General features: G+C 73.1%; 14 protein-coding genes. 4 read left to right on the top strand and 10 right to left on the bottom strand.

Annotated features, from left to right (window positions below):
• Positions 1-69 precede the first annotated feature (69 nt).
• Positions 70-651 (top strand): TetR/AcrR family transcriptional regulator, encoded by a 582-nt coding sequence (locus ACFWW9_RS12605; RefSeq protein ID WP_390375353.1) that lies wholly within the window; start codon positions 70-72, stop codon positions 649-651.
• Here ACFWW9_RS12605 and ACFWW9_RS12600 read toward each other — a convergent pair.
• Positions 532-1,041 carry a MerR family transcriptional regulator gene (locus tag ACFWW9_RS12600; RefSeq protein ID WP_390375351.1) on the bottom strand — a complete coding sequence of 170 codons (510 nt, stop codon included), beginning with the start codon at positions 1,039-1,041 and terminating at the stop codon, positions 532-534. The genes ACFWW9_RS12605 and ACFWW9_RS12600 overlap by 120 nt on opposite strands.
• 9 nt (positions 1,042-1,050) lie before the next feature.
• Positions 1,051-2,028 carry an MDR family NADP-dependent oxidoreductase gene (locus tag ACFWW9_RS12595; RefSeq protein WP_390375348.1) on the bottom strand — a complete coding sequence of 326 codons (978 nt, stop codon included), beginning with the start codon at positions 2,026-2,028 and terminating at the stop codon, positions 1,051-1,053.
• A gap of 174 nt (positions 2,029-2,202) precedes the next feature.
• Here ACFWW9_RS12595 and ACFWW9_RS12590 point away from each other — a divergent pair, with 174 nt between their 5' ends.
• Complete coding sequence (locus ACFWW9_RS12590; RefSeq protein ID WP_390375345.1) at positions 2,203-3,513, top strand: M28 family metallopeptidase; 1,311 nt, start codon at positions 2,203-2,205, stop codon at positions 3,511-3,513.
• Between the two features lie 54 nt (positions 3,514-3,567).
• Here ACFWW9_RS12590 and ACFWW9_RS12585 read toward each other — a convergent pair whose 3' ends face one another.
• A complete protein-coding gene (locus tag ACFWW9_RS12585) occupies positions 3,568-4,749 on the bottom strand; it encodes a fatty acid desaturase family protein (RefSeq protein WP_390375343.1) in 1,182 nt (393 codons plus the stop codon).
• 21 nt (positions 4,750-4,770) lie between these two features.
• Positions 4,771-5,847 carry a ferredoxin reductase gene (locus tag ACFWW9_RS12580; RefSeq protein WP_390375340.1) on the bottom strand — a complete coding sequence of 359 codons (1,077 nt, stop codon included), beginning with the start codon at positions 5,845-5,847 and terminating at the stop codon, positions 4,771-4,773.
• Positions 5,848-5,963: 116 nt separating this feature from the next.
• Here ACFWW9_RS12580 and ACFWW9_RS12575 point away from each other — a divergent pair, with 116 nt between their 5' ends.
• The gene (locus ACFWW9_RS12575; RefSeq protein ID WP_390375336.1) at positions 5,964-7,106 is read left to right on the top strand and encodes a PucR family transcriptional regulator; all 1,143 of its coding nucleotides are present in this window, start codon (positions 5,964-5,966) and stop codon (positions 7,104-7,106) included.
• On the opposite strand, the gene ACFWW9_RS12570 is transcribed toward ACFWW9_RS12575, so the two are convergent.
• Complete coding sequence (locus ACFWW9_RS12570) at positions 7,007-8,017, bottom strand: DMT family transporter (RefSeq protein WP_390375333.1); 1,011 nt, start codon at positions 8,015-8,017, stop codon at positions 7,007-7,009. The genes ACFWW9_RS12575 and ACFWW9_RS12570 overlap by 100 nt on opposite strands.
• A 122-nt stretch (positions 8,018-8,139) precedes the next feature.
• On the opposite strand from ACFWW9_RS12570, the gene ACFWW9_RS12565 reads away from it, so the two are divergent.
• Entirely contained in the window at positions 8,140-8,655 is a 516-nt protein-coding gene (locus ACFWW9_RS12565) for a CGNR zinc finger domain-containing protein (RefSeq protein ID WP_390375330.1), read from the top strand.
• Between the two features lie 18 nt (positions 8,656-8,673).
• Here the strand turns inward: ACFWW9_RS12565 and ACFWW9_RS12560 are convergent, their stop codons facing one another.
• The 5 genes from ACFWW9_RS12560 to asnB are packed head-to-tail and all read right to left on the bottom strand — an operon-like array spanning position 8,674 to position 20,637.
• Entirely contained in the window at positions 8,674-14,856 is a 6,183-nt protein-coding gene (locus ACFWW9_RS12560; RefSeq protein WP_390375327.1) for an amino acid adenylation domain-containing protein, read from the bottom strand.
• Positions 14,857-14,870: 14 nt separating this feature from the next.
• Positions 14,871-16,040: a cytochrome P450 gene (locus tag ACFWW9_RS12555; RefSeq protein ID WP_390375324.1), complete on the bottom strand. Its 1,170-nt coding sequence runs from the start codon at positions 16,038-16,040 to the stop codon at positions 14,871-14,873.
• Positions 16,037-17,578, bottom strand: a complete 1,542-nt coding sequence (locus ACFWW9_RS12550; protein WP_390375321.1) for a (2,3-dihydroxybenzoyl)adenylate synthase — start codon at positions 17,576-17,578, stop codon at positions 16,037-16,039. The genes ACFWW9_RS12555 and ACFWW9_RS12550 overlap by 4 nt, the downstream gene beginning before the upstream one ends.
• Entirely contained in the window at positions 17,575-18,780 is a 1,206-nt protein-coding gene (locus ACFWW9_RS12545) for a cytochrome P450 (RefSeq protein ID WP_390375318.1), read from the bottom strand. The genes ACFWW9_RS12550 and ACFWW9_RS12545 overlap by 4 nt, the downstream gene beginning before the upstream one ends.
• Before the next feature lie 15 nt (positions 18,781-18,795).
• Positions 18,796-20,637, bottom strand: coding sequence for an asparagine synthase (glutamine-hydrolyzing) (gene asnB / locus ACFWW9_RS12540; protein WP_390375315.1), 1,842 nt, complete (start codon positions 20,635-20,637; stop codon positions 18,796-18,798).
• Positions 20,638-20,644: the final 7 nt, after the last annotated feature.

Genomic DNA, 20,644 nt, shown 5'->3' with positions numbered 1-20,644 from the left:
GGTGGGTCGGGAGAAGTCGAGGTAGTCTCGATTTAGCTGATCACGACCCCTGCCCGCCGGAGGTCCTACGTGGGGAACGCTCCCCCGCCCGCGCGTCGACCGGTGCGCGCGGACGGGCGCCGCAACTACGACGCGATCCTGCGGGTCGCTCGGGAATCCTTCCAGGCCAAGGGATCCGCGGCCTCGCTCGAGGAGATCGCGACCGGGGCGGGCGTCGCCGTCGGCACGCTCTACGGGCACTTCGCCACGCGGGAGTCGCTGATCGAGGCGACCACCCGCGACGGCCTGACCGCGCTGCTCGCGCACGGTGAACTGGTGGCGGCGGGCGACGACCCGCTCGGGGCGTTGATGGACTGGACGTGCGAGGCGGTGCTGTTCTCCAGCACGTTCCGCGGCCTGGCCGCGGTACTGGCGCAGGGGATGCGCGACGAGGACAGCCACTGGCACGAGGGCTGCCTGGCGATGGAGCGGTGCGGCGCCACCCTGCTGCGCGCGGCCCAGGACACGGGCCGGGTCCGCGGCGACCTCACGTCACGGGAGCTGTTCGACCTGATCAGCGCCGCCGCGTGGGTCCGGGAGACCTCCCCGGCCGCTGCCGACCGGAGTGGACGACTGCTGGAGCTGTTCGTGGAGGGCATCGCCCGGCCCTGACGCTCCGCTGTGGACGGTCGCCGCCGGCTGGGCTCCGCGGACCGAGCCCAGCCGGTCGCGCAGCGCCGTGAGCCTGCCGATCTCGGCGTCGAGCGCGGCGATCCGGCGCTCGACGACACCGCTCGTCCGCGTGCACACGCCTTCGCCGTAGCGCGGCAGGACGTCGTCCTCCAGCAGGTGCAGGCGGTCGGCGCACGCCGCGACGTCCTCCACGGTGAGGCCGTGGGCCAGGAGTTCGCGGATGACGCGCACCCGTGCGACCTCCTGCTCGCCGTACAGCCGTTGGCCGGTGCGGGTGCGCCGCGGCGGGGGCAGCAGCCCGCGCTGCTCGTAGAACCTCAGCGCCCGTGGCGTGGTGCCCGCGGCCGCCGCGGCGTCACCGATCCTCATCCCGTCCTCCTACAGCTCCACGACGACCGTGCCGACGTGCCTGCCGCCGATCACGTCGTGCAACGCCTCGGCCGCGTGGTCGATGCCCCGGACGCGGACGTGCGAGAAGGTGATCGCACCGTCCCGCAGCCACGTGCCGAAGCGCTCGGTCCACTCCGCCTTGGCCCTCGGGTCGCCCGGATCGCTGAACCCACGGAGGGTGATCCCCTTGAGGATGAGCTGGAAGGCGTCCAGTTCGACCGGGGCGACCGCGCCGGACAGGCGCGGCCGCAACTGGCTCGCCAGGGTGCCGACCAGCACGATCCGCGCGCCGGGGCGGGCGCGGGCGACGGCCGCGCGCAGGTGGTCGCCGCCGACGTTGTCCACGACGACGTCGACCTCCTCGGTGAGCGGGGCTCCGCCGACCAGGACGGTGTCGTAGCCGAGGTCCGCGGTCATCCGGTCGGCCTTCTCCGGTGAGCCGGTGGTGCCGATGACCCGGCCCGCGCCGAGTGCGCGGGCGATCTGGCCCGCGAGCGAGCCCACTCCCCCGGCCCCGGCGGTGACGAGCACGGTCTCACCGGGCACGAGAGCGCCGTAGCGGGTCAGCGCCGTGTACGCCGTCCACCCCGACCCGAGGTGGGCCACCGGGTCGGGCAGCGCGTCGCCGAGCGGCACGCACGCCTCGGCGGGCAGGACCGCGTGCTCGCGCCAGCCCAGCCAGTGGAAGACCAGGTCACCGGGACTCAGACCGCTGTCCTCCGGCGCGGTGACGACCTCGCCGACGGTCGCGGACGGCGGCGACTCGCCCGGCCGCACCGAGGGCAGCGGCGTGCCCTCGGCCGCGCCGGACAGCAGGGTCCGCAGCCGGGCGGACACCTGGAAGAACCGGTTGCGCACCAGCACTTGACCGGCCGAGGGCGTGGGCACGGGGGTGGTGACGACCTCGAAGTGCTCCGGGCGTGGCAGGCCTTCGGGCACGGCGACGAGGCGGACTTCACGGGACACGGCGGGCTCCTCCACGGGATCGGAGCGGGGACGCTAACCCCTGACCCGCGCGTCAGGGTCAAGTCGGACGAACCGGTCCTGATCGGCCAAACGTGCCACAACGAACGTCGCTACCGCTCCGGGTGTCCAGCCCGCAAGCTCGACGAGGCTTTCCCAATCCCTGCGGAGGCAGCCTTGTTCTCGAAGAAGTCCACCCTGTCGCTGGCGAGCGCCCTGCTGCTCACCGGCACCCTGTTGAGCCCGCTGACGGCGTCGGCGGCGCCGGCCGCGACCGTGGCCGCCCCGGACATCCCGGTGGCCAACGTCCAGGCCCACCTCACCAACCTCCAGTCGATCGCCACGGCCAACAGCGGCAACCGGGCGCACGGCAGGCCCGGCTACCGCGCGTCGATCGACTACGTGAAGGCCAAGCTGGACGCGGTCGGGTTCCAGACGTCGTTGCAGCAGTTCACGTCGAGCGGCGCGACCGGGTGGAACCTGATCGCCGACTGGCCCGGCGGCGACCCGAACAACATCCTCATGCTGGGCGGCCACCTGGACAGCGTCACGGCCGGTCCGGGCATCAACGACAACGGCACCGGGTCCTCCGGCATCCTCGAGGTCGCGCTGACCGTGGCGGCCCAGCAGTTCCAGCCCGCCAAGCACCTGCGCTTCGGCTGGTGGGGCGCGGAGGAGCTGGGCCTGGTCGGCTCGACGTTCTACGTCAACTCGCTGTCGTCGACCGAGAAGGCGAAGATCAAGACGTACCTGAACTTCGACATGACCGGCTCGCCGAACCCCGGCTACTTCGTCTACGCGGGCGCGAGCCAGCCCTCGGGTTCGGTGGCCGTGCAGCAGATGCTGGTGGACTACTACACGTCGATCGGCGTGCAGACCGAGCTGACCGAGGTCGGCGGGCGTTCCGACCACGCCGCGTTCGCGCGGGCGGGCATCGCCACCGGCGGCACGTTCGCGGGCGCCGAGGTGGTCAAGACCGCCGCGCAGGCCGCCAAGTGGGGCGGCACGTCCGGCGTCGCCTTCGACCGCTGCTACCACCGCTCGTGCGACACGATCGACAACGTCAACGTCGCCGCGCTCGACCGCAACACCGACGCCATCGCCCACGCCCTGTGGACGCTGGCCCAGGGGACCCCGCCGCCCACCGGCCCGAAGTTCGAGAACACCGCCGACGTGACGATCCCCGACCTGACCACGGTCGAGAGCCCGATCACCGTCTCCGGCGTCACCGGCAACGCCCCGGCCGCCTTGGCGGTCGGCGTGGACATCACCCACACCTACCGGGGTGACCTGGTGATCGACCTGGTCGCCCCGGACGGCACCGCGTTCCGGCTGAAGTCGTCCGGCAGCGACAGCGGCGACGACGTCGTCGCGACCTACACGGTCAACGCCTCCGGCGAGGTCGCCAACGGCGTGTGGAAGCTCCGGGTCCAGGACGTCGCCCGCCAGGACACCGGCCGGATCAACGGCTGGTCGCTCCAGTTCTGACCTGACACCTCCGGTCGGTGGTGAGGCCCCCGAGCCCCACCACCGACCGGATGCTCAAGCCCCCGCTACCGCCACCCGCACCGGCTCGGCCGCTCGCGGCGTGGCCGCGGGCGTCGGGCGAGGTGTGGTGGTGGGGCGCTTGGTCAGGAAGTCGTTGGGCAGGGCCAGGCGGATGACCTTGCGCCACGCGGACGCGACCTGCTTGGGCAGGGAGCCGGTGGTGTAGGTCAGGCCGTAGCGCTCGAACAGGTTCTGCACCACGGGGGCGATCTCCTGGTAGCGGTTGCTCGGCAGGTCGGGGAACAGGTGGTGCTCCACCTGGAACGACAGGTTGCCCGTCATGATGTGCATCAACGGGCCGCCGCTGATGTTCGCCGAGCCCAGCATCTGGCGCAGGTACCACTCGCCGCGGGTCTCGCCCTCGATCGACGTGCGCTCGAAGGTCTCGACGCCCTCGGGGAAGTGGCCGCACATGATGACCGAGTGGGTCCACAGGTTGCGGATGAGGTTGGCCGTGAGGTTCGCGGCCAGCGTCGTGGGCGCGGACGGGCCGGACAGCAGCGGGTGGACGACGTAGTCCTTCGCGGCCTGGCGGCGGACCTTGCGCAGCGTCGCGGACAGGCGTTCGCGGAAGCCGGGGTCGTTGCGGCGCTTCTTGCTGCTGAGGTTCTTGCCGAGTTCCAGGTCGTACGCGGCGATGCCGTACTGGAAGAAGATCGCGTTGATCAGGTTCCACAGCGGCTGCCCCAGGTGGGCGGGGTACCACTTCTGGCCCTCGTCGACGCGCATGATGCCGTAGCCGAGGTCGTTGTCCTTGCCCAGGACGTTCGTGTACGTGTGGTGCAGCTCGTTGTGCGAGTGCTTCCACTGGTCGGCGGGCGAGGCGTGGTCCCACTCCCACGTGGTGGAGTGGATCTTCGGGTCGCGCATCCAGTCCCACTGGCCGTGCATGACGTTGTGGCCGATCTCCATGTTCTCCAGGATCTTGGCCACGGCCAGCGCCGCCGTCCCGACGAACCACGCGGGCTTGTAGCGGGACGCGAGCAGCACGGCCCGGCCGCCCATCTCCAACGCCCGCTGGGTCTTGATCACCTTGCGGATGTACGCGGCGTCGCTCGCGCCGCGGCTGGCGATCACCTTCTCCCGCAACGCGTCCAGCTCGCGGCCCAGGTTCTCGACGTCCTCGGCGGTCAGGTGCGCGATCGGGTTGTGGTCCTGCTTCTGGATCGTGGTCATGGCGTCCTCAGGTGAAGGGGGTCAGATGCCGAGACGGCAGGGGCCCGCCGCGGCGGACACGCAGGTCTGGACGGGGATGGCGTCGCCGTCGACGGCGGTGGTGACGTGGCCGTTGCGCAGGTCGCGCACGGAGCCCTCGCGCAGCGGGATGACGCAGCCGAAGCAGATGCCCATCCGGCACCCGGACGGCATGAGCACGCCGTTGGCCTCGCCGGTGTCGAGCAGCGAGGTGGCCGCGTCGGCCTCGGCGGTGACGCCGGTGTCGGCGAACGTGACCGCGCCGCCGTCGCCCACGGCGAGCACGACCGGCCGGAACCGCTCGGTGCGCAGCTCCAGGCCCGCGGCGTCGTAGGTCTCCTGCAACGCGTCGAGCAGCCCGTTCGGACCGCACGCCCACGTCTGCCGCGTCGCGAAGTCCGGGACCAGCTCGGCCAGCCGTGCCGGGGTTAGCCGACCGTCGACGGCGGTGTGCACCTCGACCAGCCGCAGCCCGCCACGAGCGGCGAGCGCCCGGAGCTGGGCGCCGAAGACGACGTCCTCGGGCCGCGGCGCGGAGTGCACGAGCACGACGTCGTCGAGCCGCCCGACGCCGTCGCGGAGCATGCCCATCACCGGGGTGATGCCGCTGCCCGCCGTGACGAACAGGGCTTTCGCGGGCCGGTCGCGCGGCAGCGTGAAGTCGCCCGCGGCCTGGTCGAGGTGCACGACCGTGCCGACCTTGGTCCGGCGGACGAGCTGCGTCGACACGATGCCGTCCGGCACGGCCGTGACCGTGACGGTGATGACGCCGTCGGGGCGCGGCGGCGAGGTCAGCGAGTACGAGCGCCACTGGCGGACGCCGTCGACCTCGACGCCGAGCCGCACGTACTGGCCCGCGGTGTGGCCCGCCCAGCCGCGACCGGGGCGGATGGCGAGCGACACGGCGTCACGGGTCTCCTGGCGCTGCCCGACGATCCGGCCGCGCAGGCCGCTGCCGCCGTGCAGCGGGTCGAGCAGCTCCCAGAAGTCACTGGGCACGAGCGGCGTGGTGACGAGCTCGGCGAACCGGCGCGCGCGGTGGCGCAGCGAGGCCGTGGCCGGAGTCCGTGTTGTCGACATGACTCCAGCGTGTCAACATCGTGAGGTAAATTCCTGTGTCTTCGACGTGAATCGAGCCCCGTTCTTTGTCCCCTGCGAACAATGAGTTCCAGCTCCCCGCGTCGGTGGCGGCGGCGATGCGGTCCGAGCTGGCCTCGGTCGCCGAGCACACGGTCGCGGCCGTCGTCGACGACGTGCCCGCGTACGCGGAGGTGTTCACGGGCGGGACGGGCCGGACGATCGAGCGGGCCGTGCAGCTGGCGCTGGGCGGGTTCCTGGAGCTGACGGCGGGCACGGCGGGCGCGGACGCGGGCACTCCCCTGGGCCCGGCGCTGGACGGGGCGTACGCGCTCGGCCGCGGCGAGGCCCGCAGCGGCCGGTCGATGGACGCGCTGCTGGCGGCCTACCGCATCGGCGCGCGGGTGGCGTGGCGGGAGCTGAGCGCCATCGCGGCGGCCGAACGCCTGCCGTCCGGCGAGATGGCCCGGTTCGCCGAGCGGCTGTTCGCCTACATCGACCAGCTCTCCGCGTTGAGCGTGGCCGGGCACGCCGACGAGCTGGCCACCACCGGCCGGGTCCGCCAGCAGTTCCTGGACCGGCTGGCACGCGGCCTGCTCACCGGCAGTTCCCCCGACGCCCTGGTGTCGGCGGCGGAACGGGCGGGGTGGGAGCCGCCGCGATCGCTGACCGCCGTGATCGTCCCGGAGGCACGGGCGCGCGGCGTGCTGGTGCGGCTGGACCCGCGCACCCTCCAGGCCGACGACGAGGTCCCGGAGACGGGGTTGACGGTGCTCCTGGTCCCCGACGTCGAGGGTCGGTCCCGACCCGCGCTGACCGGCGCGCTCGTCGGCGTGGGCGCGGTGCTCGGTCCGGCGCGGCCGTGGACGCGGGTGCGGTCGTCGTACCTGCGGGCCCAGCGGGCGGTGCGGCTCGGCCTCCAGCCGACCGGGACCGCCCCGCTGGACACCGAGCAGCGGCTCGCCGACCTGGTCCTGCGGTCCGACCCGGAGGCGCTGGACGACCTGCGCGCCCAGGTGCTGGCCCCGCTGGACGGTCTGCGGTCCGGCCCGCGGGTCAAGCTGGTGGAGACGCTGCGCTCGTGGCTGCTGCACCACGGCAGGCGCGACGAGATCGCCGCCGACCTGTTCGTGCACCCGCAGACGGTCCGCTACCGCATGAGTCAGCTGCGCGAGCTGTACGGGTCGGGGCTGGAGGACCCGACGACCGTGCTGGAGCTGACCATCGCGCTGGGCTCGGCCAGGACGGACGGCGAACCGTGAGCGGGCTCCGTCCGCTCGACGCGGACCGCGGCGATGCCGCCCAGGATCAGCGCCCCGCCGAAGAACTGGAGGGGCGTCAGCTCCTCGCCCAGCAGCAGCCAGGCGAACAGCGAGGCCGAGACGACCTCCAGCAGGCCGACGAACGACGCCACCCGCGAGCCGAGGAGCCCGGACGCGGTGATGCCCGCCGCGTAGGCCAGCGCCGTGCCGATGACCGCGACGATGACCAGCGGGACCCACCACGGCGTGGCCGTGCCGAACAGCGGCAGGTCGCCGAACGAGGTCGTGAACGGCAGCAGCCCGGTCACCCCGACCAGCGCGAGGACGGGGACGGCCAGCAGCAGCCCGGCCCCGGCGAGCGCGACCGGCGGGAGGCCGTCGCTGGGCCGGGCGGCGATGACGAAGTACACGGCGCAGCCGATCGCCGCGCCGAAGGCGACCAGCAGGCCGACCGGGTCGACGGTCTGGATCGCGCCGGGGCCGATCACCAGCACCAGGCCGACGGCCGCGAGCACCGAGCCGACCAGCACGGCCGGTCCCGGCGTCCGGCGGGTGCTCGCCCAGGCGAACCCGACCAGCAGCAGCGGGGCGAGGAACTCGATGAGCAGCGCGGTCGCGACCGGGATGCGCTGGATGGCGGCGAAGTAGAGGACCTGGGTGATGGCCACGCCGACGACGCCCATGCCGACGACCCGCCAGCGGGCCCGCCACAGGGCGTTCCACCGGCCGCGCAGCGACACGAGGACGAACGGGAGGAGCACGGTGCCGGCGATGAGCGCGCGGACCGTGACGGCCGCGACCGGGGACCAGCCCGCTTCCAGCAGCGGCTTCAGCAGCGCGCCGGACGTGCCGAACGCGAGGAAGGAGATCGTCGCGGCCACCAGACCCGTGGACGTCGGCGAGAACCTCATGCTGCCTCCCAATGACCAGGTCTGTCATGACCTAACCTGCTTGACGCCCCTGACGCTAAGTCCCACCCGAGTAAGGAGTCAAATTGCATTTTGCCCCTGACACGGAGGAGTCCCTCAGCTTCATGGTCTCCCTCTGCAACACCGACCCCGGAGCGTCGCGGAACGGTGACGACGAGTTGGCGACCGTGGACCTGCTCGGCGCGATGCTGGCCCGCTATCCCTACACCGGGCGAATAGACCACGACGAGGCCGAGCTGCGGGAGGTGCACCGGACGCGCGCCCTCGTGCGGCGGGTGTGGACCCTCGACCGCGACGAGGCCGTCGAGGCGGTGAACAAGATCCTCCGCGACGCGAAGGCGCTGCCGTACCTCACCCGGCACGACGACCTGGACTGGCACATGCACGCGACGGACCCGGACGCGCCGCTCGCCGAGCGCTTAGGGGTGGAGGCGGCGCTCGCGCTGATGGACGTGATCCGGATGAACGAGATGGACCGGCTGCGGATCTGCGCGGCGGACGACTGCACCGGGCTCGTGCTCGACCTGTCCCGCAACGGCGCCAAGCGGTTCTGCAGCGTGCGGTGCGGCAACCGGATGAACATGATCGCCTTCCGCGAGCGCCAGGCGGGCGGCACGTGACCGCCCGCCCGTCCTCGACTACAGCACGCCCTCCTCCAGGTCCGCGGCCGAGATCACCGCGGCGACGGCCTCGACCGTGGGCGCGGCGAACAGCGCCCGCAACGGCACCGCCACGCCGAACCGCCGCCGCAGCGCCTCCAGCAGCCGGGTGGCCCGCAGGCTGTCCCCGCCCAGCGCGAAGAAGCTCTGGTCGCGCCCCACGGCGTCCACGTCGAGCAGCTCCGCCCAGATCCGCGCCACCTCGACCTCGCACTCGCCGCGCGGTGCCTCCCCCCGCGGCCGGGCGGGTGCGGCCAGCGCCGCCACCGCCGCGCGGTCGACCTTCCCGTTGGCGCTCAACGGCACCTCGTCCAGCACCACGACGTGCTCCGGCACCATGTGGCCCGGCAGCACCGTCGCCGCGTGCGCCAGCGGGTCCGCTCCCACGACCGCCGCGACCAGGCGGCGGTCCTCGGTGACGACCGCGACGGCGTGCGTGACACCGGGCGCGGACAGCAGCGCTGCCTCCACCTCGCCGAGTTCGACGCGGTAGCCGCGCAGCTTCACCTGGTGGTCGTCGCGGCCGAGGAACTCCAGCCTGCCGTCCGGCCAGTACCGGCCCACGTCCCCGGTGCGGTACCAGCCGTCCACGAACTTGGCCGCGGTGAGCTCCGGAGCGCCGCGATACCCCCGCGCCACGCCCGCGCCGCCGATCCACAGCTCCCCCGGCACCCAGTCCGGGCAGTCGCGGCCCGCGCGGTCGACGACCCGGAACCGCTGGTTGCGCAGGGGAACGCCGTACGGGATGGAGGGCCAGTCCGGGTCGACGGACTCCACCTCCGTGTAGTTGGACCAGATCGACGCCTCCGTGGCCCCGCCCATCGCGACGAACCGGCACGCCGGGGCGGCGGCCCGCAGCCGGTCCGGCAGGTCGAGCCCGACCCAGTCGCCGGACACCAGGACCACCTTGAGCGGCAACGACTTCGCGACCACGAGCAGCATGTCGAGCAGGGCCGGGACGGTGTTCCAGACCGTGACCCCGTGCTCCACCACCAGGTCCCGCCACCGGGCCGCGTCCCGCCGGGCGTCCTCGGCGACGGTGACGACGCTGCCGCCGACGGACAGCGGGCCGAAGACGTCGTAGACGGAGAGGTCGAAGTCCAGCGCGGACACGGCGAGCAGCCGGTCGTCCGGGCCTACGCCGAACCGCTCCGACACGTCGGTGACGGTGTTGAGCGCGGCCCGGTGGGTGATCTCCACGCCCTTGGGCTCCCCGGTCGAGCCGGACGTGAAGATCACGTACGCCAGGTCCGACGGCGGTCGGCAGGCGGGAAGGGGTTCGACGTCCACCTCCACGTCCGTGAGGACGAGCCGGGCCCCGGACAGGGCGAGGATCCGGTCCTGGCGGGCCTTCGGCTGGTCGACGCCGATCGGCACGTAGGCGCACCCGGCGGCCAGCACGCCCAAGACGGCGGTGATCTGGTCCGGCCCCTTGGGCAGCGAGATCGCCACGGTCTCCCCCGGCCGAATCCCTTGCGCTTCCAGGGAAGCCGCCACCCGCAGCGCCCGATCGGCCAAGTCGCCGTAGGTCACGGTCGAGTCGCCGAGCAGGGCGACCCGAGCCGGGTCCTCGGCCGCCAGCCGGAAGAACGCGCCGTGCAGCGGACCGTCCGGCGCGGGCGCGTCGGTGGCGTTGACGGCGGCCCGGACCGCGCGCTGGCCGGACGGCAGCAGGTCCGGCACCGGGCTGGGCCACGACGACGTGGCGAGCCAGTCGAGCAACGCCCGGTAAGCGTCGAACATGCTGTCCAGCAAGCGTTCCGGGAACAGCTCCTCGACGGCGTCCCAGTTCACGTGCACGCCGCCGTCGACCTCGGTGACCTGGTGGTCCAGCCACACCTGCGGGGTCTGCGACACGCCCCACACATGGTCGGCGAACAGGCCCGCGGGCGCGTCGGCGGACACGCCGAGGGCGCTGGTGAACACGACCGGCATGGTGGTCCGCGGGTCGCCGGTGGCGCGGGCGAGTTCGCGCAGCACCCACACCGCCGAGACGTCGCGGTGGTCGAGCGCCTGCCAGAGCTGCCGCTGCACCTGGCGCGCGCGGTCGAGCCACGTGCCGTCCGGCTCGTAGGAGACCAGGACGAGGGAGGTGAAGTCGCCCAGGACGTGGTCGATGTCGGGGTGGACCTCCTTGCGGTCGAACAGGGTCGTGGTCAGCGTCAGGTCCGGTTGTGCGCTCCACCGGCTCAGCACCTCGGCGAACGCGGTCAGCAGCACCGCCGACGGCGTCACGCCGTGCTCGCGCGCCCGGTCCACGATCGCCCGCCACCGGGTGGCGTCCACGATCGCCGTGCGGCGGTCGAACCGCGGCACGGCCACGTCCGCCGGGTCCTTGGCCAGCGGCAGCCGTGGCGCGGGCGGCAGCGTGGGCAGCCGGGACCGCCAGTACTCCCGCGACTCGACCCGGCCGTCCGGGTCGACGGCGAGGACGTAGTCGCGGAAGGACACGGCGACCGACGGCAGCTCGGCGGCCGGGTCCTCGTACAGGGCCGCGAGTTCGGCGTAGAAGACCAGGATGCTCAACGCGTCCAGGACCAGGTTGTCCATGCCCACGGCCAGCCTGGTTCGCGTGCCCTCACGGGCCGCGCGGACGGTGAACAGCGGCCACACCGCCGGGTCGAACACCGTGTGCGACGTGCTCGCGCGCAGGTCGTCGAAACCGTTGTCGTGCAACGGGATCCGGAACCACGGCACCTCGGGCAGGATGCGCTGGTCGCCGCGCTCGTCGAAGACGGCCCGCAGCATCTCGTGCCGCCGGACGAGCTGGTTCACCGCCCGTTCCAGCCGGGTGAGGTCGAGGTCGTCGACGTCGTACTCGCGGTAGAAGTGGCAGCCGATCCCGCCGAGGGTGAAGCCCTCGTCGCGGCCCAGCCAGTACGCGCGCTGGACCGGGGTCGGCGGGAACGGGTCGTGCCGGTGCGCGAGGTCCGCGACGAGCGCGGCAGGACGCTCGGCGGTGGACAGGGTGAGCAGGGAGGCGAAGTCCGCCAGGACGGGGTGGCCGAACAGCGAGGTGAGCGTGACGCCGGACAGGCCGTCACCCCGGAGTCGGCCGATCAGCCGGGTCGCCAGCAGGGAATCGCCGCCCAGTGCGAAGAAGTCGTGCTCACGGCCGATGCCGAAGACCCCGAGGACGTCGGTCCACGCGGCGGCCACCAGCCGTTCGACCTCGCCCGCGGGCGGGGTCACGGCGGGGCGGTCGACGGCGTGGCCGTCCAGGACGCGCCGCACCGCCGCCCGGTCGACCTTGCCGTTCGCGGTGAGCGGCAACGCCTCCAGCACCACGACGGTGTCCGGCAGCATGGCCGGCGGCAGGTGGTCGGCGAGGAAGTCCCGCGACGGTGCCGCGGTGCCGACGACCGCCGCGGCGAGTCGGCCGCCGGTCACGACGGCGACGGCCGAGCGGACGTCCGGGTGCGCGGTCAGGGCCGCCTCGACCTCCCCGAGTTCCACCCGGTGCCCGCGGACCTTGACCTGGTGGTCGTCGCGGCCGAGGAACTCCAGGCCACCGTCGGGCCGGTAGCGGGCGCGGTCGCCGGTCCGGTACCAGCGCACGCCGTCGTGCTCGACGAACCTCTCCGCCGTCCGCACGGGATCGCCGCGGTAGCCCCGCGCCACGCCCGCGCCGCCGATCCACAGCTCCCCCGGCACCTCGTCCGGGCGGTCGCGGCCGAGCGCGTCGACCACGCGGCACACCACGTTGTCCAGCGGCGTGCCGTACGGGACGCAGGTCCACGTCGGGTCGACGACGTCGACCTCGCACACCGTCGAGTGGATCGCGGTCTCCGTCGTGCCGCCCAGGCCGACGAACCGGCAGTCCGGGGCGACGGCGGCGAGCCTGTCGGGCAGGTCGACGGTCACCCGGTCGCCGCCCAGCAGCACGACCCGCAGCGGGAGCGGGCCGTCGGCGACGGTCAGCACCATGTCCAGCAGGGCGGGCACGCAGTTGAGCACGGTGGCGCGGTGCGCGCGGAGCAGGTCGACCCACGCGCTCGCGTCCCGGCGTCCTCCGTCCCACGGGCACACGACCGCGCCACCCGCCGACAGCGGGCCGAAGACGTCGTAGACGGACAGGTCGAACTCCAGCGCCGACAGGGCGAGCGTCCGGTCGTCGGGCCCGATGCCGTACCGCTGGTTGAGGTCGTCGACGGTGTTCACGGCGGCCGCGTGGGTGATCTCCACGCCCTTGGGCTCGCCGGTCGACCCGGAGGTGTAGATGACGTACGCGAGCGCGGAGTCGGTGCCGCTCAAGGGTTCCGACAGCGGTTCGGCGGGCGGCAGCTCGGCGAGCACGAACGTCACGCCCGCGCCGTCCAGGATCCGCTCCCGCCGGGCGGCGGGCTGGTCCACGCCGAGCGGCAGGTAGGCCGCGCCCGCGGCGAGGACGCCGAGCACCGCGACGACCTGGTCCGGCCCCTTCGGCAGGGACACCGCCACCAGGTCGTCGGGCACGATCCCCTTGGCGCGCAGGTGTCCCGCGACCTGGAGGGCCTTCGCCGCGAGTTCGCCGTAGGTCAGCGCGCCGCCGTCCCACAGCAGGGCAGGAGCGTCGGGAGTGTCGGCCGCGCGGGCGAAGAACGCGTCGTGCAGCCGACGCCGGGGGCGGGTGACAGCGGTGTCGTTGACCTCGGCCCGTACGGCGAGCTGGGTTTCGGGGACGAGCGGGATCGACCGGTCCCACGCGTTCCCGTCGGCCAGCAACGCGTCCAGGAGGTGGCTGTAGGCGGCGAACATCGCGTCCGGGACGCCGGGGACGACCACGTCCTCGCGCACGTCCCAGTTGACCAGCAGTCCCCCGTTCAGCTCGGTGACCTGCGCGTCGAGCCACACCTGCGGGCCCTGCGAGATGATCCACGCGGCCTCGCCGAACGCCTCCGTCACCGCGGGCGCGAACAGCTCGCCCAAGCCCAGCGCGCTGGTGTACACGACCGGGGCCAGCACTTGGTCCCCGTGCAGGCGGGACAGGTCGCGCAGCACCTCCACCCCGGAGTAGCCGGTGTGCGCCACGTCGGCGTGGAACCGCCGTTGCAGCAGCCGGGCCCGGTCGGCGAACGAGCCGGGCGCGGCCCCGTCCCACTCCAGCAGCACGGACGAGGTGAAGTCGCCGACCAGCGAGTCCACGTCGGGGTGCAGCGGCTCGCGGTCGAACAGCGGCAGGTTCAGCAGGAACCGCGGTTCGGCGCTCCACGCCGTCAGCGTCTCGGCGAACACCGCCGCGAGCGCCATCGCCGTGGTGAGGCCGCGCCGCTGTGCGAACCGCTCCAGCCTTTCGACCTCGTCGGCCGACAGCAGCCGGTGGCGGCGCACGACCACGGGCTCGCCGTCGCTCTCCAGAGCCGGGAGCTGAGGAGCGCCCGGCAGGTCCGCGAGCCGGTCCCGCCAGTGGTCACGGGCTGCCTCGTGGCCGCCGGTCCCCCGTTCCGCCAGGTACCGGGCGTAGCTGTAGGCCAGGGGCGGCAGGTCCTCGCCCGCGTAGAGCCGGGCGAGGTCGGTGAGCAGCACCCGCAGGCTCAGCGCGTCGGCCGCGATCATGTCCAGGTTGACGTGCACGCGCGTCCGGCCGTCGGGCAGCACCGTGAGCTGGAGGTCGAACACCTCGCCCGCGCCGACGTCCATCCGCCGGTGGGACAGCTCGCGCCTGCGATCATCCAAGGTGGTGTGCACGCGCAGGCCGGGCCACGGGGTCTCGGGGAGAACGCGCTGGGTGCCGTCGTCGAGCACCTGCGTGCGCAGCATCGCGTGGCGGGCGAACAGCGCCCGCACCGCGCGGTCGAGCCGGTCCGGGTCCACGCCCACGCCGTCGAACTCGTGGTAGAAGTGCGCGTCCACACCGCCGAGCCGCTGGCCCGACGCGCGCCCGACCCAGTAGGCGTGCTGCATGAGCGCCAACGGGAACGGGGCCGACTCGTCGACCTCGACGACGTCACGGGTCGGGGTGTCCGCCGACTCGGCGAGCAGGTCGCGCCACGCGGCGAGCGTCGGGCGGGCGACGAGGTCGGCGAACGTGACCCGCGACCCGTTCTTCCGCCAGGTTCCCGCCAGCCTCATCATCGTGATGGAGTCCAGGCCCAGTTCGATCAGGTCGTCGTCCGGGTCGAGCGCCTCGGGTGGCACGTCGAGCAGGTCCGCGAGCACCAGCGGGAGGTCGTCGTGCGGCACGGGGTGGTCCTTTCTCACCAGGTGATGGGCAGGGCGTGGGGGCCGCGGAAGAACGTGGCCGTCTTCCACTCGACCGGACCGGCGAGCCGCAGCCCCGGCAGCCGCGTCACCAGCGCCCGCAGGGCTTCCTGGAGTTCGACGCGGGCCAGCGCGGAGCCGACGCAGTGGTGCAGGCCGTGACCGAACGCCAAATGGGCGCGCGCGTCGCGGGTCAGGTCGAGGGTGGTCGGGTCGGGGAAGGCGAGCGGGTCGTGGTTGGCCGCTCCGATCGAGACCAGCACGGGTTCGCCCGCGCGCACGACGACGTCCCCGACCCGGACGTCTTCCTTGGCGTAGTGCGGGAACATCGCGCAGGACGCCAATGGGATGAACCGGAGCAGTTCCTCCACGGCGGTGTCGACGAGTCCGGGGTCGGCGCGAAGCCGGGCGAACTCGGCCGGGGCGGCGAGCAGGGTGTGGACGAAGTTCGGGATCTGCGACGCCGTGGCCTCGTAGCCCGCGACGAGGATCGCGATGCACAGCAGCACGAGTTCGCCGGTCGACAGCCGGTCGTCGACGTCCCGCGCCTGCACCAGCGCGGTGATCAGGTCGTCGGCGGGCTCGGAGCGGCGGAGTTCGATCAGCTCCAGGACGTAGTGCTGGAGTTCGGCGAGGTTCCGGCCGGACTGCTCTGGGGTCAGCGCGCTGGTGGAGAGCAGGTTGTCGTTCCAGCGCCGGAACTTCTCCTGGTCGGCGGGCGGGACGCCGAGCAGCGCGCAGATGACCGAGATCGGGATGGGCAGGGCGAAGTCCCGCACCAGGTCCGCGGGCGGGCCGGTCTCGACCATCGCGTCGATCAGGTCCGCCGTGAGCGCCCGGACGTGCGGGCGCAGGGCTTCCGCGCGGCGCGGGGTGAACGCCTTGGCAGCCAGGCCCCGGATCCGGGACAGGTCGGGCGGGTCCATCGACACGATGCCGACCGGTGACCGGGGCAGCACGCGGGGCGCGTCCCGGTTCGCGGCCTCCGCCCGGCTGAACCGCTTGTCCGCCAACACGAACCGGGCCTCGTCGTGCCGGGTGACGAGCCACGCGGGTTCGCCGTGGGGCAGCCGCACCGACGTGAGGCCGGGGCGTTCCCGAGCGTCCACGTAGGCCTGGGCGAGGTCGACGCCGTGGAAGTCGTTGAACGGGTACGCCTGCGTCACGACCGGCCTCCCAACGCCTTGCGGTCGACCTTGCCGAGGCTGGTCCGGGGGAACGACTCGACCACGCGCACGCGGTCGGGCAGCTTGAACGCGGCCACCCCGAACGCCGACAGGTGCGCGACGAGGTCCTTGCGGGTCGGCGCGGCACCGCGGGCGATCACGTAGGCGCAGCTCCGTTCGCCCATCACGTCATCCGGCACGCCGACCACGGCGACGTCGTGCACGGCGGGGTGGCTGAGCAGGAGGTTCTCGACCTCCTCCACCGGGATCTTGTCGCCGCCTCGGTTGATCACGTCCTTGGCGCGGCCCTCCACGACCAGTTCCCCGGTCGGCAGCCTGCGCACGAGGTCGCCGCTGCGGTAGAAGCCGTCGGCGGTGAACGCGGTCCGGTTGTGCTCGTCCGCGCGGTAGTAGCCGCGGATCGTGTACGGCCCGCGCACCTGGAGTTCACCGGTGTCGCCGGGCCACACGGGTGTGCCGTCGGCGTCGACGATCCGCACCTCGTCGTCCTCGGCCAGCGGACGGCCCTGCGTGTCGGTGACGATCTCCTCGGGGTCGCCGAGCCGCGTGTAGTTCAGCAGCCCCTCGGCCATGCCGTAGACCTGCTGAAGCGCGCAGCCCAGCACCGGTCCGACCCGCCGGGCGGCCTCGGCCTTGAGCCGCGATCCGCCCACCTGGAGCAGGTCCAGGCTGTCGAGCCCCCGCTCGGCCGCGTCCAGCCACACGAGCGCGAGCGGCGGCACCAGCGCGGTCGCGGTGACCTGCTCGGTCTCGATCAGCGGGAACGCCGTCTCGGCGTCCGCGCTGGTGCACAGCACGACCGTGCCGCCCGCCCACAGCGTGCCGAGCACGCCGGGGCAGGCCAGCGGGAAGTTGTGCGCCATCGGCAGCGCGGCCAGGTAGCGAGTGGTCGGGCCGAACCCGCACACCTCGGCGCTGGCCCGCAGGGTGTAGTCGTAGTCGTTGTGCGTGCGGGGGATCAGCTTCGGCAGCCCGGTCGTCCCGCCGGACAGCAGCAGCACGGCCACGTCGTCCGGGTCCGGGCCGTCGGGCAGGTCGCCGTCGACCGCCACGGCGTCCAACGCCGTGTGCGCTCCCGGTTCTCCGACCACGAACACGTGCGCGATCTCGGGCACCCCGTCGGCGAGGTGCCGCAACTCCTCCGTCACGACGTAGGCCACGGGCGTGGCGAGGCTCGCGAGGTGCGCGATCTCGGTCTCCCGGTGCGGCGGCAGCGCCAGCACCGGGATCGCGCCGATCCGGAACAGCGCGAACGACAGCGACAGGAACTCGGCCACGTTCGGGAGGTGCACGAGCACCCGGTCGCCGCGGCCGATCCCCTTGGCGTGCAGCCCGGCCGCGAGCCGGGTAGCCCGGTCGTGCAGCTCCCGGTAGGTCCAGCGGCGGTCGCCGTCGACCACGGCCTCCCGCTCGGGCCACCGCCGCGCGCCGTCCGCGAGCAGCGCGAACAGCGTGCGGTCCCGCCAGTAGCCGCGCTCCCGGTAGCGGGCGGCGAACTCGTCCGGCCAGCCGCTCATCGCAGCCTCAGCACCAGCGACTCGAGGCCGTGCATGGCCGTGCTGTCGCGCCACCGCAGGTCGTCCGCGGCGGACACGACCTCGATCCGCGCGAACCGGTCCAGCAGCCCGCCGAAGGCGATCTCGCCCTCCAGCCGGGCCAGCGGCGCGCCGAGGCAGAAGTGCAGGCCGTGGCCGAACGCCAGGTGCCCGCCGAGCGGCCGGGTGACGTCCAGCCGGTCGGGGTCGGCGAAGCGGGCCGGGTCGCGGTTGGCCGCGAGCCAGGACACCATCACGAAGTCGTCCTTCGGGATCACCACCCCCGCGATCGCCACGTCCTCGGTGGCGTAGCGGGGCGACGACAGGATGTTCGGCGTCTCGTGCCGGAGGAACTCGTCGATCGCGGTCGGCATCAGGCTCCGGTCGGCCCGCAGCAGCGCGAGCTGGTCGGGGTGCCGCGACAGGCTGAGCACGCCGCCGCTGATCAGGTTGACGGTGGTCTCGAAGCCGCCGATCAGCAGCACCACGGCCGTGGCGATCAGCTCCGGCGTCGTGAGCCGGTCGTCGTCCTCGGAGGCGTGCACGAGCCGGGACAGCAGGTCGTCCGCCGCGTGCGCGCGCTTGGCCTCGACGAGCCCGTGCAAGTACTGGGCCATGCTCATCGTGGCCGCGCCCGCCGCCTCGGTCGCGCCGCCGTCGACCATCGTCTTGGACCACTCGGTGAACTGCTCGCGGTCGTCGAAGGGGACGCCGAGCAGCTCGGTGATCACCCGGATCGGCAGCGGGTACGCGTAGGCCTCCAGCAGGTCCACGGTGTCGCGGCCGGTCATCCCGTCCAGCAGCTCGTCGGCGATCTGCTGGATCCGGGGCCGCAGCGGGGCGACGGACCGGGTGGTGAACGTCTTCGCGACCAGCTTCCGCAGCCGGGTGTGGTCGGGCGGGTCGAGGTTGAGCAGGTTGCCCGCGAAGTCCTCGGAGAACGGGCTCTCCTCGTCCTCGCCCAACGCCATCCGGTGCATCCGGTCGTACACGCGCCGGCTGCTGAACCGGGGGTCGGTCGCCACGGCCCTGGCTTCCTCGTACCCGGTCACCAGCCAGACGGGCATCCCGCTCGGCAGCACGACGTGGCGGACGGGCGCGTCGGCGCGCAGGGCCGCGCCGACGGCGTGGGCGTCCTGGACGAAGTCCTCGCCCAGGACCAGTGGTCCGGTGGTTCTGGTCATGGTGGTCTCCCGTGGTCAGTCGAGCCGGAGTTCGGGGCGGTACAGGTCGATCCAGTGGTGCAGGTCCAGCACGCGCTCCAAGCCGGTGCGCAGGCGTCCCGTGACGGCGGCGGGGTCTAGGGCGACGGCCGTGCGCACCCAGTCGGCGTCGAACACCGCGAACACGCCGCTGTCGCGCTCCGCGAGCACGTCCTTGGCCTGGCGCTGCAACTCCAGCGCGTACCCGGAGTCCTGAGTGGACGGGTACGGGCTCTTGACCCGCTCGGTCACCGACGACGGCAGCAGGCTGGTGACCGCCGTGCGCAGCAGGCTTTTCTCCCGACCGCCGACGGCCTTCATCGACCACGGCGCGTTGTAGACGTACTCGATCAGCCGGTGGTCGGCGAACGGCACCCGCACCTCCAGCCCCACGGCCATGGACATGCGGTCCTTGCGGTCGAGCATCGCCCGCACCAGCCGGGTCACGTGCAGGTGCGTGCTGGTGCGCATCCGGCGTTCCAGCGCGTCCTCGTGGTCGAGGTGCTCGACGGCCTTGACCGCCGTGGCGTACTCGTCGGCCACGTACGCGCCGATGTCGAGCCGGTCGCGCAGGTCCGGGCGCAGCATCTCGGTGCGGTCGCCGGTGTAGGCGTTGGAGAACGCCAGCCACGGGAACGTGTCGGCGTCGCGGGCGGCCTCGTGGTGGAACCACGCGTACCCGCCGAACAGCTCGTCGGCGAACTCCCCCGACAGCGCGACCGTGCACTCCTCCCGGATCGCCCGGAACAGCAGGTGCATCGACGAGTCGATGTCGCCGAGCCCGATCGGCATGTCCCGCGCCGCGACCACGGCCCGGCGCAGCGCCGGGTCGGCGAGCGCCCGCGAGTCCAGCACGATGTCCCGGTGCAGCGAGCCGACGTGCTCGGCCACCGCGCGGACGAACGGCGAGTCCGGCGTCTCGCGCAGCTCGTCCGGGGTGAAGTTCTCCTCGTACCCGGCGAAGTCGACCGAGAACGTGCGGACCTTCTCCCCGCGCCCGGCCAGTTCCGCGCCCGCGACGGCCGTGACGGCGCTGGAGTCCAGGCCGCCGGACAGCAGCACGCACTGCGGCACGTCCGACACCGTCTGGCCGCGCACGGCGTCGCCGAACAGCTCGCCGACGCGGCCGACCGTCGTGGCGAGGTCGTCGTGGTGCGGCTTGGTCTCCAGCCGCCAGTAGGTGCGGTGCCGGAGGCCCGACCGGTCCACGGTGACGACCGTGCCGGGCTCGACCTCGCTCATGCCCCGCCACAGCGACCAACCCGGCGCCTTGGTGAACCCCACCAGCTCGCGCAGGCAGTCCACGTCCACGACCCGCTCGAACGCCGGGTTCGCCAGGATCGCCTTCGGCTCGGAGCCGAACAGGATCCCGTCCGCGGTCCGGTGGTAGTACAGGGGTTTCACGCCGACCCGGTCGCGCACCAGCACGAGCTTCCCGACCCGCTCGTCCCACAGCCCGAACGCGTACATGCCGGTCAACCGGGCGGCGACGTCCTCACCCCACTCCAGGTACCCGCGCAGCACGACTTCCGTGTCGCTGCGGGTCTCGAAGCGGTGGCCCCGCCGTTCCAGCTCGGCCCGCAGCTCGCGGAAGTTGTAGACCTCGCCGGAGAAGGTGAGGGCCACGACGCCGGAGTCGGTCCTGGCCCGCATGGGCTGCACGCCGCCGGGCAGGTCGATCACGGCGAGGCGGCGGTGGCCCAGCGCGACGTGCCGCCGCACCCAGGTGCCCGACGCGTCGGGGCCGCGCTCGCCCATCGACGCCGTCATGGCGTCGACGACGGGCAGGTGGTCGGTGAGGTCGCCGTCGAAAGCGACCCATCCCGCGATTCCGCACACGGAGGTC

Origin of the sequence: Umezawaea sp. NPDC059074 (assembly GCF_042738955.1) — a bacterium.
GTDB lineage: Bacteria > Actinomycetota > Actinomycetes > Mycobacteriales > Pseudonocardiaceae > Umezawaea.
Note: the sequence above shows the minus strand (reverse complement) of the source record. Positions and strands in the feature narration are given on the sequence as shown.